The sequence below is a fragment of the Acinetobacter sp. NIPH 542 genome, from assembly GCF_000369825.1.
GTDB classification, from domain to species: Bacteria; Pseudomonadota; Gammaproteobacteria; order Pseudomonadales; family Moraxellaceae; genus Acinetobacter; species Acinetobacter oleivorans.
This window is the reverse complement of the sequence record NZ_KB850206.1, coordinates 1365351-1379986: the sequence shown is the minus strand read 5'-3', so window position 1 is coordinate 1379986 and position 14636 is coordinate 1365351. Positions and strand designations below refer to the sequence as shown.

The following is a 14636-nucleotide window of genomic DNA, read 5'->3' as shown; positions in this document are numbered from 1 at the left end:
ATAAACCAAGTGAAAAGTTACGTAAAAAAGACGCTAATAGTTTATTGGTGTAAATAAAAAATCGAATATTACAAATAAACGGAATGAATATGGATAACGTAGCTCAGCTAGAAACTGACACTAATTTCCAAAGTCGAAAGAAAATAACTTGGGGTGTTTTTAGTGTCCTGCTGTTATTTTTAGTCGCAGGCATTATATATTATTTTTTTGTATACCGATTTTATCAATCTACTGATAATGCTTATGTGCAAGCCGATGTGACTTGGGTCATGCCAAAGATTTCAGGCGAAGTGATTGAGTTATTAATTAACGATAATCAGTTTGTAAAGAAAGGGGAAACTTTGGCGGTATTAGACCACCGCGATTACCAAGCTCGTTATGATCAGGCGAGTTCTGTCGTCAGCTTAAAAGAAGCTGCGCTTGGTGTACAACAACAAAATGAAAAGTCTGCTAAGTCGTCAATTACCGAAGCAAATAGTGGTGTAGTGGCAGCGCAAGCAGACTTAACTCGTTTGAGAAAAGAGTTCGAGCGTTATCAAGACTTATTAAAAGATGGCGTGATTACCCGACAAAACTTTGAGGGTGTTCAGTCTCAATATTTAACCGCTCAAGCACAGCTCAGTAAAGCACAAGCCGCCGTAAATGCAGCAGAAGCTCAGTTAGGCAGTTTACAGGCCAGTCGAGCACAGCTTTTAGCAGATATTCAAAGTGCTCATGCAAATTTAAACCTGTATCAGGTCGATTTGGCTTCCTCAAAAGTGGTGAGTCCTGTAGACGGCAAAATCGGTAGTCTTGCAATCCAGAAAGGCTCACGTGTTTCTCCGCAAACTCGCTTAATGGCCATCATTCCTGAAAACAGTTTGTATGTACAAGCCAATTTCAAAGAAACTCAAATTGAAAAAATGCATATTGGTCAGAAAGTTGAACTCAAACTTGATGCCTATCCAAGCCTGACCTATAGCGGAAAAATTGAGAGTTTTTCACCAGCATCAGGCGCAACTTTCTCACTCATGCCACCAGACAATGCCACAGGAAACTTTAACAAAGTTGTTCAGCGTATTCCTGTACGTATTGCCATAGATTCAAGCCCACATATTGATTTGATAAAACCTGGAATGTCGGTCAGTGCCACCGTTGACCTAAGAACTTAATAATAAAATTTTAGGTAATAAAAAATGAATAAGCACCTTGAGCCTGAGTGGATGTTTCCCGCAAAGACGGCATGGGCAATTTTTGCTGCCATGATTTTTGGCAACTTTATGGCGATTCTTGATATTCAGATTGTGGCGAGTTCTTTAAACGAAGTTCAAGCTGGAATGAGTGCAAGTCGTTACGAAGTCACTTGGGTGCAAACGGTTTATTTAATTGCCGAGATTATTGCAATTCCAATGTCGAGTATTGTGTCGCGGGTGCTTTCAACACGAGTGTATTACACCATCTGTGCAATTGGTTTTACGATCAGTTCGTTACTTTGTGCCTTGGCATGGAACTTAGAAAGTTTATTGGTTTTTCGTGGTATTCAAGGTTTTATGGGCGGCGGCATGATTCCGACCTCCATGACCGCATTGTACTTACTTTTCCCTGAAGCAAAACGCTCATTGCCGTTAGTCATGTTTGGAATGATCAGTACTTTAGGTCCAGCCATTGGCCCAACCATTGGCGGCTGGCTCACCAATAACTTCTCATGGCACTGGATGTTCCTGATTAATATTATTCCGGGCATTATCATTGCTACGGTCATTTACTCGGGTCCAAATATCGACCGTGCGAACTATTCACTCATCAAAAGTATGGACTGGTTCAGCCTCGTTGGTATGGCGATGTTTTTGGGTGGCCTTGAATATTTTCTTGACGAAGGCGCAAGGCATGACTGGCTGGCAGATACAGGGGTTCGGATTGCTTTTATGATCTGCGTTGTGGGCGGCATGATTTTCTTCTCTAGAAGTTTTACTCAGCCTAAACCTTTGCTCGATTTATCCGTATTTAAAAACAAAAACTTTACCTTAAGTGCCATCACGACTTTTGTGATTGGCATGGCGCTCTATGGCTTGGGTTACATGATTCCTGTGTTTCTTGGGCAAGTCCGTGAAATGAACAGTAGCCAAATTGGTCACGTCATGATGGTGACAGGCATTGTCATGTTCTGCTTTGCGCCGTTCCTTGCGTGGCTGATTCCAAATTTTGATACCCGAAAAACCGTATTTGTCGGAATGATTTTGGCTGGCTTTGGTGTTTGGCTCAATTCGCACCTCAGCATTCATAGCGATTACGACTTTATGTTTTGGCCGCAAATTTACCGTGGTATTGGTCTCATGATCTGCCTGATTGTGGTTTCACATTTAGCCATGAGCACTTTGCCACTCAGTAAAGTGGCCGATGCCAGCGGTATTTATAACCTGATGCGCAATATTGGTGGAGCGGTTGGACTAGCGCTGATTAACTCATCATTAGATTGGCTGACTGCGCTGCATGTTACCCAGATTAATCAGTCGATGACCCCGCAGAACTGGATCTTTACAGAAAGACTTGATCAGCTCACGGCGCAATATCAGGAAGTCGGCTCAAATGCACAGCAAATTGCGCTCAGCGTGATCTATCGTGACATTCATTTTCAAGCGCTTACATCTAGTTTTAATGATTTATTACGCATGCTCGCAATCATCATGTTTGTGACCGCCTTTTTAACCATCTTTATGGATCGGGGGAAGAAAATGAATATGTAGCGATTTAGAAATAAAGGGCAGCTTTCAAAGAATGAAAAACAATAGGGCATATCAAAACGTATCCCTTGATAGAAAAAGAACATTTTTATGAGTTTTCTTATATCGGTAGATGAGATCGTAAAACTCGCAAATTAGAGGTGGAAGGTTAAAGGATTATGATTAATACAACGTATAAATTGATTTCAAAATTGAACCTGAAAAACACGACTTATGGTCAATATTTTGAAAAAGAGCAAATCGATACAGAGCGATTAAAAGTGATGTATTCCATTTACGAACAGTATTATGAAAATACGAGATTTTCTATTTTCGTAGATGATTTTAAAAATAAAAGTGGTGCGATCTTAATTTTTGACTCGGAAACAGATGAGATTGTGGGGTTCTCAACCGTTGTTGTGCAGCACTTTTACTTAAATGGTAAAGACTACACCGTGTTATTTAGTGGTGATACGGTCATTTTGAAGAAGTTTTGGGGCACGCGTAGTCTGCAAAGTACCATGCTCAAACTCATGATCAAGCTTCGAATCAAATATCCATTTAACGAACTCTATTGGCTACTCATTTCTAAAGGCTATAAGACCTACTTATTACTCGCCAATAACTATTATGTGTACTACCCAAACATTAAAGATGAAAACCAGCATCTCTCGGAAGTCGTCGAGCATTACTGTGAAAAATTCTTTGGCGAATATTATGACAAAGATGCGGGGCTCTTAAATTTTGGAGATGACTATCAGCCATTAAAAGGTGAGGTCGCACCAATTACTGCCGAAATGAGAGAAAAGAACCCAAATATTCATTTCTTTGAGCAGTTGAATCCGACATGGAAAGCAGGCACAGAACTGCCATGTATTGGTCGTCTTGGCTGGAAAGACATAGCCCGTTTCCCCGTAAAGCTGATGACTAAACCGACCAGTAAAGGAAAGTTTGAAGCATGCGTAACTCATAAAACAAAACGTAGAGAGGCCATCCAATGAAATCTAATGAATGGCTAACTTTGGGTTCGCACCTGATTTTAAAAAAATGGTGTGATGCATCTGACCGTAATTTCCAAAAACAGTTTAACGCTTTAGAAGCGACACAACACCAAATCTTGCATTCGATTTTGCAGACCTCGACGTTTGCGAAAGATAAAAAAGTTCAAAACTATGAGCAGTTTGTAAAAGCATTTCCTGCGACACGTTATGGCGCATGGCGAGAAGACATACAACGTTACCGTGATCAAAAGCTGTCATTGTCTAGCAGTAAACTGGTTCGTTTTCAGCCGACCAGTGGTTCGAGTGAACAAATCAAGTTTATTCCATATACCAAGCTGTTTTTAGATGAACTTGACCATGCGATTGCGCCGTGGATGGCGAGTTTATATCGCAAATGTCCACAGCTTAGTTCGGGTACACATTACTGGTCGGTGTCATGGTTGCCTGAAAGCCAGCGTGAAGTCTTAAAAGACAAAAACCTAAATGATGATAGTGCGCTACTCGGTGTCGGTAAGCGAATTTTGTCTAAGTTTACTCAAGCAGTTCCAAGTAACGTCGCATTTGCAGCCAATGCCGATGATGCACTGTTTGCCACCATTTGCTATTTGGTCGCAAACCGTAACTTAGCTATGATTTCGGTGTGGAGTCCAACTTTTGCGCTGCAATTGCTCGAACGTTTAGAGTTGCTACAACAAGATGTGATTGAAGTTTTACAAAGTGGTTCATGGGGTAACCGTCAGGCTTCATTAAAAGAAGTCACTGCACCGCATAGTCCTGAAAGTGCTCAAGCCTTAATTGCAAGTTCAAACGGCGAACAGATCGACTTTAAAAAGCTCTGGCCAAAGTTAAGTTTAGTGTCGAGTTGGGATACCGCAGGTTCAAAAGCTTGGGCTGAAAAATTACAAGAGAAGTTACCCAGTGTTCAGTTTGAAGGAAAAGGTTTATGGGCGACGGAAGGTGTAGTGACCATTCCCTATAATGACCAATACCCATTGGCCTATCAAAGTCACTTCTACGAATTTGAATATTTAGAAGGCGATAAACAAGGTCAAATCATTCCTTCATGGCAACTTAAACAAGGTGACGTGGTGAGCCCGCTGATTACCTCAGGTAATGGCTTACTTCGTTATTGTCTGGATGATTGCTTACGGGTAACAGGCTTTATAGAGCAAATTCCGTGTTTTGAGTTCCAAGGTCGTCGTTTTGGGGTAGATCTGGTCGGTGAAAAACTCGCGCCTGAAACAGCTCATCAGTTATTGTCGCAGTTAAATGAAACCGAATCGAAAGCGATTTCTTTACTCGCGATTGATACGCAGCAACAGGTTAAACCATTTTATTGCGTGCTTTTTGAAGGTGAAATTCATCACAGCATTAACAATGAATATATCGACAGTATTTTGCGTCAAAATTTCCATTACGAACTTGCTCGAAACTTAGGGCAGCTCGACCAGCCTCAGATTCGCCAAGCCAATAATGGGTGGAATGCGTACAAGAAACTGGTCATGTTTGATGGCATTATCGAAGGCAATATCAAACCTGAGCCACTCAAAAAAGTCACCCTCAATAGTTTGGAACAACTATGAAAGGGATGAAGCCATTTAATACTCGGTTTTTAACACTTCGACACGCCTTGTATCTAGGCGTGTTGGTTGTGTCGAACACACATGCCATGACTTTAGATGAGGCTTTGTCTGCCAGTTTAAGACATGAAAGTCAGCTTGAAGTCAGTCGTTTAAGCGTGAACCAGTCCACCGCTATGCTTGAGCAAGCTAAACAGCGTGATGGACTTAAAGTCAATTTAGTCGGGCAACTGGACTATGAAAGAATAGATACACCTTCACACGTTCTGTTTCCAACCGAAGGAAACCGTAAAGGACGAAGTTTGCAATTGCAGGCAGATTATCCGATTTACACGTCTGGTCGACACCGTTTAGGAATAGATATTGCCGAAAGTCAGCTTTCTGCACAAAACCAAGGTTTGTCAGATCAACGATCTGAAACCATTTTAAATACCGTAATGGTCTATACCGATGTACTAAAAAAGAAAGCCATTTTAGAACTCAGACAAAAGACCATGGCAAATCTGCAACGGTCTTTATATGAGTCAAAGCGCCGTTTTGACGTGGGAATGATTACCCGTGCGGACTTGGCTCAGGTTTTGGCGCAAGTTGCTCAAGGCCAAGCCGATATTACACAGGCCCAATCTAACTTAACCGTAAGTGAAGCTCAGTTTTACCAAGTAACGGGTGTAACGCCTGAAAACCTTGTCGCCATTAAACAACTGCCAGTTATTCCGGCTAACCTAGATGAAATTTTGGCGCAAACCAAGAACCATCCAGCTTTAATGCGCAGCAAATACGAAAAGCAGGCTGCCGAGAAACAATATGCTCTAACCAAACGGGAACTCTGGCCAACGGTCATGCTCACCAGCCGAGCCGGAAAGCAAGATGAAGCAAGCTATATTGGTTCGGAAAGTAATAACTACATGGTTGGGGTGCAGCTTAATGTACCGCTCTATGACGATGGCTTAAATCGTGCCAACGTTAAAAAAGCACAGGCCGATATCGATTTGGCTAACCAAAAAACGCGAAGTCTTGAACTAGATTTAAATAAGCGTACACGTACGACCTATGCGCAGCTTCAAACCATTCGACAAAATAAAGAAGCGCTGGCAAATGCCATAGAAGCAGCGTCTATCGCCTTTGTCTACACACGTAAAGAGTTTGATGTCGGCACCAAAACCACATTTGATTTGCTCAATACTGAGCAAAAGTTACTCGATGCAGAAACTCAGAAAACCGTGAATGACCAAGACGAAGTGGTGTTTGTCTATCAGTTACTCGACCAAATGGGGCGTTTAAATAACTTAGTTCCCGTACAGACCGCACAACAGGTGAATAATGAATAAAATAAATACACCACTTGCTGACAATACCCTGATTACTCGTGAAGCAACTTTGGCAGATGATCAGGCTTTACGAGATTTAATCGCCGTACCCATGACCACCAAAGGCATACAAATTAGCTTTCAGCGTGAACCCAGTTATTTTCAAGCTTCCGATATTGTCTATCGTCATAAACTGCATGTTGTGATTGAAGATACCGAGAGCCAAAAAAATGTCGCTTGTTATAGTAACGGTTACCGCCCATGTTATGTCGATCGGAACGTTCAAAACTTACGCTATGCGGGTGATTTGCGGGTAGATCACAACTACCGTGGTAAATCACTGGTGAAGGTTTTGGCAAAGCATGTAAAACAGACCATGCATGAACCGAACTATAGCCAAATGATTATTTTTGATGATAACCATGCCGCACGCGCTGCCATCCAAACGGGTAAAACGGGAATGCCCGATTATTATGATGAAGGGCTTATAGAAACACTCAGTCTGACGAGTACTGGCGCCAAAAGAAAAGTCACGGCTTTTCTAAAGCAGACTTCTCGGCAGAGTGACATTCAAGAGATTCGTACATGTGTTGCTGAAGCTCAGCATGTGCAAGCGATGAATCAGTTTATTGCCGACATGGCAGAGTTTTATAACTTTATACCTGCCTATAACTTTGAAGAACTGGCCCAAGGACATCAGTACTTTTCAGGAATAAAACTCTCAGACTTTTCACTTTATTTTAAGGGTGAAAAACTGGTGGGCATATTTGGTTTGTGGGATCAGCACAGTATTAAGCAAACTAAAATTTTGCATTACAGCTCAGTCATTGGAATTTTTAGACCCGTTTATAACTTGCTGACTCCAATTACCAAAGGTATGCGTTTGCCTAAACTTGGCGACTCTATCAAGTACCATGTGCTACATACGCTTATGTGCCATCCAGAAGATTTGGCTTTGCATCATAAAATGCTAGAAGATGCCTATAACAAGTCAAAACAGCAGGGCGTTGGTGTGGTGAGCTTTACGCTTTCACACAAAGACCCGCGCTATCAGTTAAACCAGTTTTATAAAGGTGAACGTTTAACAGGAATGCATGGTTTTATTAGTTATGAAGGTGACCCAAGACCCCATTTTGATAAAAACTTGATTCCATATTTAGAGGTTGGACGTATTTAATTTAAAGCTTGAAGTGATACTTTGAATGAAGCCCACGAATGTGGGTTTTGTCATTTTGAATATGAGCGAGTAAGTTGAAGATCAGTTTATAAAAGAAAACTTAGCAATAATTTATAATATAATTATTTAATTTTTAATGGAAAAGTATTTTAATTTTTATTGATGCTTAGTCACTAAACGTACATATAGCGCAACTACTATACAAAACGAAATTTAGGAACATGGTAGTTAAGTGATGAAAAAAAGTTTATTGGGCGGTTTTATTCTATCTTTGTGTACAACTCCAGCTTTTGCACTCAATATTTTATTGGTTAATGATGACGGTCTAACCAGCAATGTCAAAGCGCTTTATGATGAATTAAAAGCAAATGGTCATAACGTGCTTGTGTCTGTACCTTGTTCACCACAAAGTGGTCGCGGTGGTGCAATTGTGATGTACAGCTCAACGACGATTACTGCGGATAACGATAAGCAAATTGCGGCTGAAAACGGTTGTCATAATGGCGCTGCACCCATTGGCGCACCTGCTGCTGGAACCTTTACCAAAGCGGGTTATACCAATGGCGACTGGAATTACACGCATGGCACACCAGTGATGGCAACCGTTTATGGACTGGATGTGGTTGCACCAAAACGCTGGGGTAAAGCACCAGACTTAGTTTTATCTGGCCCGAATGAAGGACAAAATGTCGGAAAAGTCGTTGTACACTCTGGCACGATTGGCAATGTACAGTTTTCGGCAGGACGTGGCATTCCATCTATTGCCTTAAGTGCCGATACAAACACGGTAGATGATAAAACGTTAAACAACCCTAACTCTGCGATTGTGGCAAAACAAACCGTAGTGTTATTAAAAGAATTACAAGCTAAGGCAGGCAAAGGCCAATTGTTGCCAAAAGGCATCACGCTAAATGTTAATTTCCCTAAAAATTTAACAACCAGCACACCGTTTGCTTTTTCAAAAATTGGAACTTATGACCTATATAAACTGAAATTCCAAGTGACTAAAGACAATAAAGGCAATAACCAATTTGGCCTAGGAATAGACGCGGCACCATCGGCTCCAACAGCCGCTCAAATGTCGGATGAAAGCGCCGTAATGCAAAGCAAAATTGCTGTGACTGCAATGCAAGTGGCTTACGATCAGCGACCTGCAGCTCAAGAATGGCTCAAAATTCGTTTAAAAAGCCTATTTAACAAGTAAGGGAGAAGACCATGAAACGTTGTTTGTTGGTTTTACTCCTTGGGCTTGGCTTGGCGGCTTGTAATGACAATGATCATGATGACCAAGTCTCGACTGAAAAACCTGCCTTAGCTCCGAGCTTAGACGTCGGTACTTATATTATTAGTACTGAAACTAATGAAGAGTTACCAATGGCGGGTAAATACTATTCTGGCGCAGATGGTTCTAAGTTATTGGTTTTAGATGATGACGAAAACCGTGCCAAGGTTGTGATGAGCTACGACACAAAAACCAAAGCTTGGCAGAGCAACCAGTCTAACCAAGCGCTGACAGTTGAATTAGCACATTATGAAAAAATTGATGATCAGAAAATTACGCTGAATCAATTGGTCGGCAATTATGATTTATCTTTTTCAGATGGAACAACGGTAAATGCCGAGGTGAATGCACAAGGCAAAATTGTCTCAAAAGACCCAAATTGTGTGTTTACAGGTGTTATTACTGAAAATGCATTAGCGAATACCGCAAACTATCAACTGACCGATAACAAGTGTGATGCGCTAAAAAATAACTCGAAAGGCTATGTTGTGGTAGATGAAGATTTAGAACCTATGAGTTTTAGACTCGTATCTGACACAGTTGCATCAAAAAACATTTGGGCATTTGCACAATCTTAAAACTAAAAGGCAACGGATTCATTTCGTTGTCTTTTCATTCCAACCTATCTTGCGCCGTTGAAACAATTAACAGGGTTTGAAGGTAATAATCTACACGTGAGTGATTATTGTCCTTATGTGAGTTATGCGCATTAAAGGCTGCGTCATGAAGTTTCACAACTCGAGCGATCGGATTCGAACTACAACGAATTAAATATTCTTCGCGTGTTTCAGTTTCCCGTTTAGTTAATGCATCAACGGCATCACGGACTTCTTTTCCAAATAAACTTTCGATTTTGTCTAGGGTAAGAGGTGTGTCTTCAACGCTATCGTGTAGAAGGGCTGTAATAATATAGACTTGTGAAAATCGGTGCTCAATTAATGAATTGACCACACCTTTAATATGGTAATCAAAGTAATCATGAGGACCATACTTTTGACCTTGATGCGATTCTTTTGACAATTTCTCGGCTAGTTCAACTGGATTTTGAGTCATTTTTTGCTCTTATCGCTTTAAGTATATGACACGGCCTAATTTGTGAGATTGGTCGCTTAAGTCATAATTTTATACTGAATACTTAAATTAGGCATATATAAAAAGCAGCCTCGAAATGAGACTGCTCATTTTTAAATAAATTCATAAGTTTTAAATATTTGATAAATTGAATGAGCTATTACCGCCAGTTAAAGCGACGTTCGTACCATTGATTAATAGAACAGGTTTATTTCCACCAATATTGGTTACGGCTAAGCTACCAAACCACCAATTGTTATGTCCAACATAGTGACCTTGAGCGAGATATACGGGAATGGAAGCCGACGAAGTTTGTAAATTAACGCCAAAGTAGAAGTTAAGCTTGCTAGGGGTGTCGCCACTACTCTGACTATCAGCAAACATGTGACTACCTTTTTGTAATAGTTCAACATAACTATCAGCAACCTGCGAAGAGCCGCTACGGTCACAGTCTAAAGTGATAGTCCAGACATTCCCTTTTTTAGTAATGGAGGGTGGCGGATCACAGGTTTCGCCATCTGTATATACAACAGAATTATCAATATATGTGATATTGGTTAATAGCCCAGTATCATCGGTAATAACAACAGTGTTGGATGAAGTTGACATGATTAAATCCTCTTAAATTATGTTTTATCCAGTCGCTTTATTTTATTGTTTATAAAAGTAATCGCGCTGGATGCTTGTCTGGTATTTTAAATACCATTGGTTATAAAGCGTTTAAAGTATGATTTATTTATATGCCTTAGATTTATATTTCATCTTTATTAAAATATCATTTGAGATGGGTTGTTAATATTATATTTATTCAAAATTAAATCGTTTTTGATACAAATTATATTTTATTTGGATTTTTTCACTATGTTGCTTTTAGATGTGGAAATGGTTTTATTTTTTAAAAAGAAAGATAATTTTTAATTAAAATATGACCAATATTGATAATTAAAGCACTAAATGAAAATAACTTTATTGTTTGATTTTCACTGTAAATAATTGAAATTGTTGATATGGAATATTATATTTTAGCTTGATTAAATTTGTGGTGTTATTATTAAGTTGTATTAATATTTTAATTTAAAATTTTTATAGGTTTTAATTGGGTGGTTTTACAATAAATATTAATCATTAAAAATAATAGATATTTTATATATAATAATTATTTGGATAGAAATATTTATAAATATTAGTGCTATGAAAATAAAATCCATTAATTTTAAAATTTTATTAATTACGTTATTAATATATAAAAGGTGATTGTAGATCCTTTAAATAGTGCAGATTATCTTTTACTTGCTTTTATAAACTCATAAAAGAAAATAGATGCTCAAAATTTAAGCCAAACTAGACGTTTAGTTTTAATGATTTTGAACTTTAACTTAATGATATAAAAGTGGATGGTAAATATTACTTAAGAATTTCCTTAATTATCTAATTAAATGAAAAATAATAACTATTTAAATAATTTCTAGCCAATTTCACATTGACACCTCAAATATTGAAGATTACCATTTGCGGGCTGGCCTACATTGCCAGTCGGTTGTCGCAGACCGTTCTTCAAGAGCATTAAAAGATTATTCTTTTAGTGTGTATACCCTCGTGCCCCCTCTATGGCGGAACGGAGGGGGACACCTTCGGGTGTGCTGGGTCTTGAAGCCAGTCTGCGAACCCCTTTCGTTCTGCCACCATAATTCTAATGTCTTGGCAGAACTCCATATATAAGGAGTTGGCTTTGTACATTCATCATTTCTTGGCAGCCTTTGCCAAAAGCTATAACGACACAGCTTAAAACCATTAAAGCAGCTTGATCGCCGTAAGGCTTTTTCAGGCTTTAGCTCGTTATTACTTAAAACTTAGACAATTAAAACTTGAGATGTGCTGTGCACAGTCTTTACGGCTTTGCTATGCCTTTTTATATCTCATTTATATACAACAATAATTTTTTATAACGGTAAAACTATGCCACATTTAGTTCTCCCAACACGTGCATTACAAGTCGTAAATAAATCAATTGAGTTATTTCACTACAACGGATTTCATCTGGTCGGCATCGACAGACTTGTGAAAGAGTGTGAAGTTACCAAAGCGACTTTTTATAACTACTTTCACTCAAAAGAACGGTTGATTGAAATCTGCCTGATTGTGCAAAAAGAGCGTTTAAAAGAAAAAGTGATTTCAACAGTCGAATACGAACGTGACACAAACGCAGCCGATAAACTCAAAAAGCTTTATCTTTTACATGCAGACCTAGACGGGCTGTATTACTTATTATTTAAAGCCACTTTTGAAACAAAACTGACTCATCCAAAAGCCTATCAAACCGCCGTGCGATATAGAACATGGCTCACCAACGAAATATATAGCCTGCTTAGAGCACTTAACGCCGATAATTCCTTTACCGACGCCAAACTATTTTTATATTTAATCGAAGGCGCCGTCATTCAGCGTTTAAGTTTGGGTGAAGTTGATGGGAGAGTGGTTGAGGTGTTTTTAAGGGGAATGGGGTGATTTCGCTCACATATTACTTGGCAGCCAGCGTATTAACTTTATCTTTAGAACTGTAGCTGAGTCGTGTTTGTGGCGCCGTATCCCAGATCAATAATTAGTTGTTTTAGCTATTTACTCACGTACATAATAATTTTTAACAATTGTATCAAGATAAATTTCACTTTTTAAATATTTAAACTTTAAAGGATTTTTTAAATCACTGAACAAATGTATGCCACCGCCAAGTAAAGTCGGTATTGTCGAAATGATCATTTCATCGATCATGTCCTCTTTCAGAAAGCTTTGAATTGTGATGCCACCATCAATATAGAGATTGTTATATCCATTTTTATTTAAGCGGCCAACTATATCTTGCAGCTTACCTTTTTCAAGAAAAACTTTGCCCTGTAGAGTAGAAGGAACATCTGTTAGGGTATTACTTAAAATAAAGACAGGTTTTTGATAAGGCCACTCACAACCAAAACTTAAAATGGTCTCTAATGTATTTCTCCCCATAATAATTGCATCAATTCTTTGCAAAAACTCTGAAAAACCAAAATCTGATTGACCTGATGGTGCTGCCTCATGCAACCAATCAAGTTGATGGTTTTTGTCTGCGATATAGCCATCTAAGCTTGTTGCTATGTATACGATATTACTCATGAATTTTTCCTTGTTCTATTGTCTATTGGCAAACTAGGTGAAAACCAATAAAATAAATTCTACAATGTAGAATTTATTTATTTTAGTGAGGATTTAGAATGGATGTCAAGGATAAAAAAAGAGGTCGTCCAATCAGAGGTAAAGATAGTTTAGATAAAGATGTGATCATAACTACTGCCAAAGCTCTTATGTTAGAGGACGGTAAAACACCAAGTATTAGGCAATTGGCTTTAGCTCTTCAGGTAGATGCGATGGCTATGTATTATTATTTTAAAAATAAAGAGGACTTACTTGAAGCTGTAACTATATCTTTAGTCAATGAAGTATATAGTCCATCAAATAGAGGAGGTTGGGAAGGTGAGCTTGAGCAACTTTGTTTTAGTTATCTAATCTTATTGAAACAATATCCAGGTTTGTTAGAAACGTTATTAGGAATGACATCGACAGGTCCTGCCACAGTTTTTCGAAGTCGATATCTAAAAATTATTTCTGATCTAAATTTAGGTGATCAAATCGAGACGCAGAGTTTAAATTTACTGGTTGATTATTTACATGGATTTGCTTTGGCCATGAAATGTAACCAATCAAAAGAGCATTTATTGATAGAAGATATCAGAGGACCGCTATCGCTAATTCAACGTATTCTAGTCAAGATCTAAAAACATATGCTCTGGTGGTGAAGCTGATAATTTTTGCGCCGCATATGCATTTACTAAAAGGTTAAGTTGAAATATTTGAGAAAAAATATGAAAGATATTGAAATTTTAGAAATAAATGAAATTGCTGATTATGAAGAAGGCTTATCACTATTGTTAGAAGATTCTATCAATAGTGGAGCTTCAATAGGTTTCTTAGTTCCTGTAGAAAAGAACGAGGTCTTAAATTATTGGCGTGAGGTCAACCATAAATTAGCACAAGGTAATAGCCGTCTATGGATTGCCATTCAACAAGGAAAGGTTGTTGGTAGTGTTCAATTATCCTTAGTAAGTAAAAAGAACGGAGTTCATAGAGCCGAAGTTGAAAAACTCATGGTTCTAACGTCAGCAAGAAAACAAGGAATAGCAACGTTACTACTGAAAGAACTAGAAAATTTTTCAAGAGAAAAGGGTCTACGTTTACTTGTCTTAGATACACGTGAGGGCGATGTGTCCGAGCTGTTATATAGCAAAATTGGATTTGTTCGAGTGGGCGTAATCCCAAGTTTCGCATTAAGTTCAAATGGGAACTTCGACGGTACAGCTATTTATTATAAGAAGCTTGTTTGAAACTAGAAATAACTTCCAGATGTTTCTATTTACGTTAAAGCACTATAAAAAGGCCCTAAATCATTAGGGCTATTCAATACATATCCATATAAGAAATAATCTTCAAT

General features: G+C 38.6%; 14 protein-coding genes. 11 read left to right on the top strand and 3 right to left on the bottom strand.

Annotation, left to right across the window (positions count from 1 at the left end; translation table 11 throughout):
• The first annotated feature begins 89 nt into the window (after nucleotides 1-89).
• The 8 genes from F886_RS11940 to F886_RS11905 all read left to right on the top strand — a co-directional run bounded on the left by F886_RS11940 (nucleotide 90) and on the right by F886_RS11905 (nucleotide 9624).
• Nucleotides 90-1151 (top strand): HlyD family secretion protein, encoded by a 1062-nt coding sequence (locus tag F886_RS11940; RefSeq protein ID WP_005305472.1) that lies wholly within the window; start codon nucleotides 90-92, stop codon nucleotides 1149-1151.
• A gap of 24 nt (nucleotides 1152-1175) precedes the next feature.
• Complete coding sequence (locus F886_RS11935) at nucleotides 1176-2723, top strand: DHA2 family efflux MFS transporter permease subunit (RefSeq protein ID WP_005305469.1); 1548 nt, start codon at nucleotides 1176-1178, stop codon at nucleotides 2721-2723.
• A gap of 188 nt (nucleotides 2724-2911) precedes the next feature.
• A complete protein-coding gene (locus F886_RS11930) occupies nucleotides 2912-3700 on the top strand; it encodes a hypothetical protein (RefSeq protein ID WP_171067778.1) in 789 nt (262 codons plus the stop codon).
• Complete coding sequence (locus F886_RS11925) at nucleotides 3697-5283, top strand: GH3 family acyl-acid amido synthetase (RefSeq protein WP_005305463.1); 1587 nt, start codon at nucleotides 3697-3699, stop codon at nucleotides 5281-5283. Before F886_RS11930 ends, F886_RS11925 begins: the two co-directional genes overlap by 4 nt.
• Complete coding sequence (locus F886_RS11920) at nucleotides 5280-6608, top strand: TolC family protein (protein ID WP_005305460.1); 1329 nt, start codon at nucleotides 5280-5282, stop codon at nucleotides 6606-6608. Before F886_RS11925 ends, F886_RS11920 begins: the two co-directional genes overlap by 4 nt.
• Entirely contained in the window at nucleotides 6601-7764 is a 1164-nt protein-coding gene (locus F886_RS11915) for a hypothetical protein (RefSeq protein WP_005305457.1), read from the top strand. Before F886_RS11920 ends, F886_RS11915 begins: the two co-directional genes overlap by 8 nt.
• 232 nt (nucleotides 7765-7996) lie before the next feature.
• Nucleotides 7997-8968: a 5'/3'-nucleotidase SurE gene (gene surE / locus F886_RS11910; protein WP_081402171.1), complete on the top strand. Its 972-nt coding sequence runs from the start codon at nucleotides 7997-7999 to the stop codon at nucleotides 8966-8968.
• An 11-nt stretch (nucleotides 8969-8979) separates the two neighbouring features.
• Entirely contained in the window at nucleotides 8980-9624 is a 645-nt protein-coding gene (locus tag F886_RS11905) for a hypothetical protein (protein WP_005305451.1), read from the top strand.
• A 34-nt stretch (nucleotides 9625-9658) separates the two neighbouring features.
• Here the strand turns inward: F886_RS11905 and F886_RS11900 are convergent, their stop codons facing one another.
• Both F886_RS11900 and F886_RS11895 read right to left on the bottom strand, forming a co-directional pair.
• A complete protein-coding gene (locus F886_RS11900) occupies nucleotides 9659-10099 on the bottom strand; it encodes an HD domain-containing protein (protein ID WP_005305449.1) in 441 nt (146 codons plus the stop codon).
• A 150-nt stretch (nucleotides 10100-10249) separates the two neighbouring features.
• On the bottom strand, nucleotides 10250-10726 hold the full coding sequence (locus F886_RS11895) for a hypothetical protein (RefSeq protein WP_005305446.1): 477 nt from the start codon (nucleotides 10724-10726) through the stop codon (nucleotides 10250-10252).
• A 1347-nt stretch (nucleotides 10727-12073) separates the two neighbouring features.
• Here F886_RS11895 and F886_RS11890 point away from each other — a divergent pair.
• Entirely contained in the window at nucleotides 12074-12622 is a 549-nt protein-coding gene (locus F886_RS11890) for a TetR/AcrR family transcriptional regulator (RefSeq protein ID WP_005305444.1), read from the top strand.
• Nucleotides 12623-12733: 111 nt separating this feature from the next.
• Here the strand turns inward: F886_RS11890 and F886_RS11885 are convergent, their stop codons facing one another.
• Nucleotides 12734-13264 (bottom strand): dihydrofolate reductase family protein, encoded by a 531-nt coding sequence (locus F886_RS11885; RefSeq protein ID WP_005305442.1) that lies wholly within the window; start codon nucleotides 13262-13264, stop codon nucleotides 12734-12736.
• Between the two features lie 98 nt (nucleotides 13265-13362).
• Between F886_RS11885 and F886_RS11880 the strand changes: the two genes are divergently transcribed.
• A complete protein-coding gene (locus F886_RS11880; RefSeq protein WP_005305439.1) occupies nucleotides 13363-13923 on the top strand; it encodes a TetR/AcrR family transcriptional regulator in 561 nt (186 codons plus the stop codon).
• A gap of 87 nt (nucleotides 13924-14010) precedes the next feature.
• Entirely contained in the window at nucleotides 14011-14529 is a 519-nt protein-coding gene (locus tag F886_RS11875; protein WP_005305436.1) for a GNAT family N-acetyltransferase, read from the top strand.
• Nucleotides 14530-14636 lie beyond the last annotated feature (107 nt).

What these genes read in the sequence shown, in the direction of transcription:
- F886_RS11940 (WP_005305472.1), top strand. Translation starts at nt 90, where the DNA reads ATGGATAACGTAGCTCAGCTAGAAACTGACACTAATTTCCAAAGTCGA.
- F886_RS11890 (WP_005305444.1), top strand. Translation starts at nt 12,074, where the DNA reads ATGCCACATTTAGTTCTCCCAACACGTGCATTACAAGTCGTAAATAAA.
- F886_RS11935 (WP_005305469.1), top strand. Translation starts at nt 1,176, where the DNA reads ATGAATAAGCACCTTGAGCCTGAGTGGATGTTTCCCGCAAAGACGGCA.
- F886_RS11905 (WP_005305451.1), top strand. Translation starts at nt 8,980, where the DNA reads ATGAAACGTTGTTTGTTGGTTTTACTCCTTGGGCTTGGCTTGGCGGCT.
- F886_RS11900 (WP_005305449.1), bottom strand. Translation starts at nt 10,099, where the DNA reads ATGACTCAAAATCCAGTTGAACTAGCCGAGAAATTGTCAAAAGAATCG.
- F886_RS11875 (WP_005305436.1), top strand. Translation starts at nt 14,011, where the DNA reads ATGAAAGATATTGAAATTTTAGAAATAAATGAAATTGCTGATTATGAA.
- F886_RS11920 (WP_005305460.1), top strand. Translation starts at nt 5,280, where the DNA reads ATGAAAGGGATGAAGCCATTTAATACTCGGTTTTTAACACTTCGACAC.
- F886_RS11925 (WP_005305463.1), top strand. Translation starts at nt 3,697, where the DNA reads ATGAAATCTAATGAATGGCTAACTTTGGGTTCGCACCTGATTTTAAAA.
- F886_RS11895 (WP_005305446.1), bottom strand. Translation starts at nt 10,726, where the DNA reads ATGTCAACTTCATCCAACACTGTTGTTATTACCGATGATACTGGGCTA.
- F886_RS11885 (WP_005305442.1), bottom strand. Translation starts at nt 13,264, where the DNA reads ATGAGTAATATCGTATACATAGCAACAAGCTTAGATGGCTATATCGCA.
- F886_RS11915 (WP_005305457.1), top strand. Translation starts at nt 6,601, where the DNA reads ATGAATAAAATAAATACACCACTTGCTGACAATACCCTGATTACTCGT.
- F886_RS11880 (WP_005305439.1), top strand. Translation starts at nt 13,363, where the DNA reads ATGGATGTCAAGGATAAAAAAAGAGGTCGTCCAATCAGAGGTAAAGAT.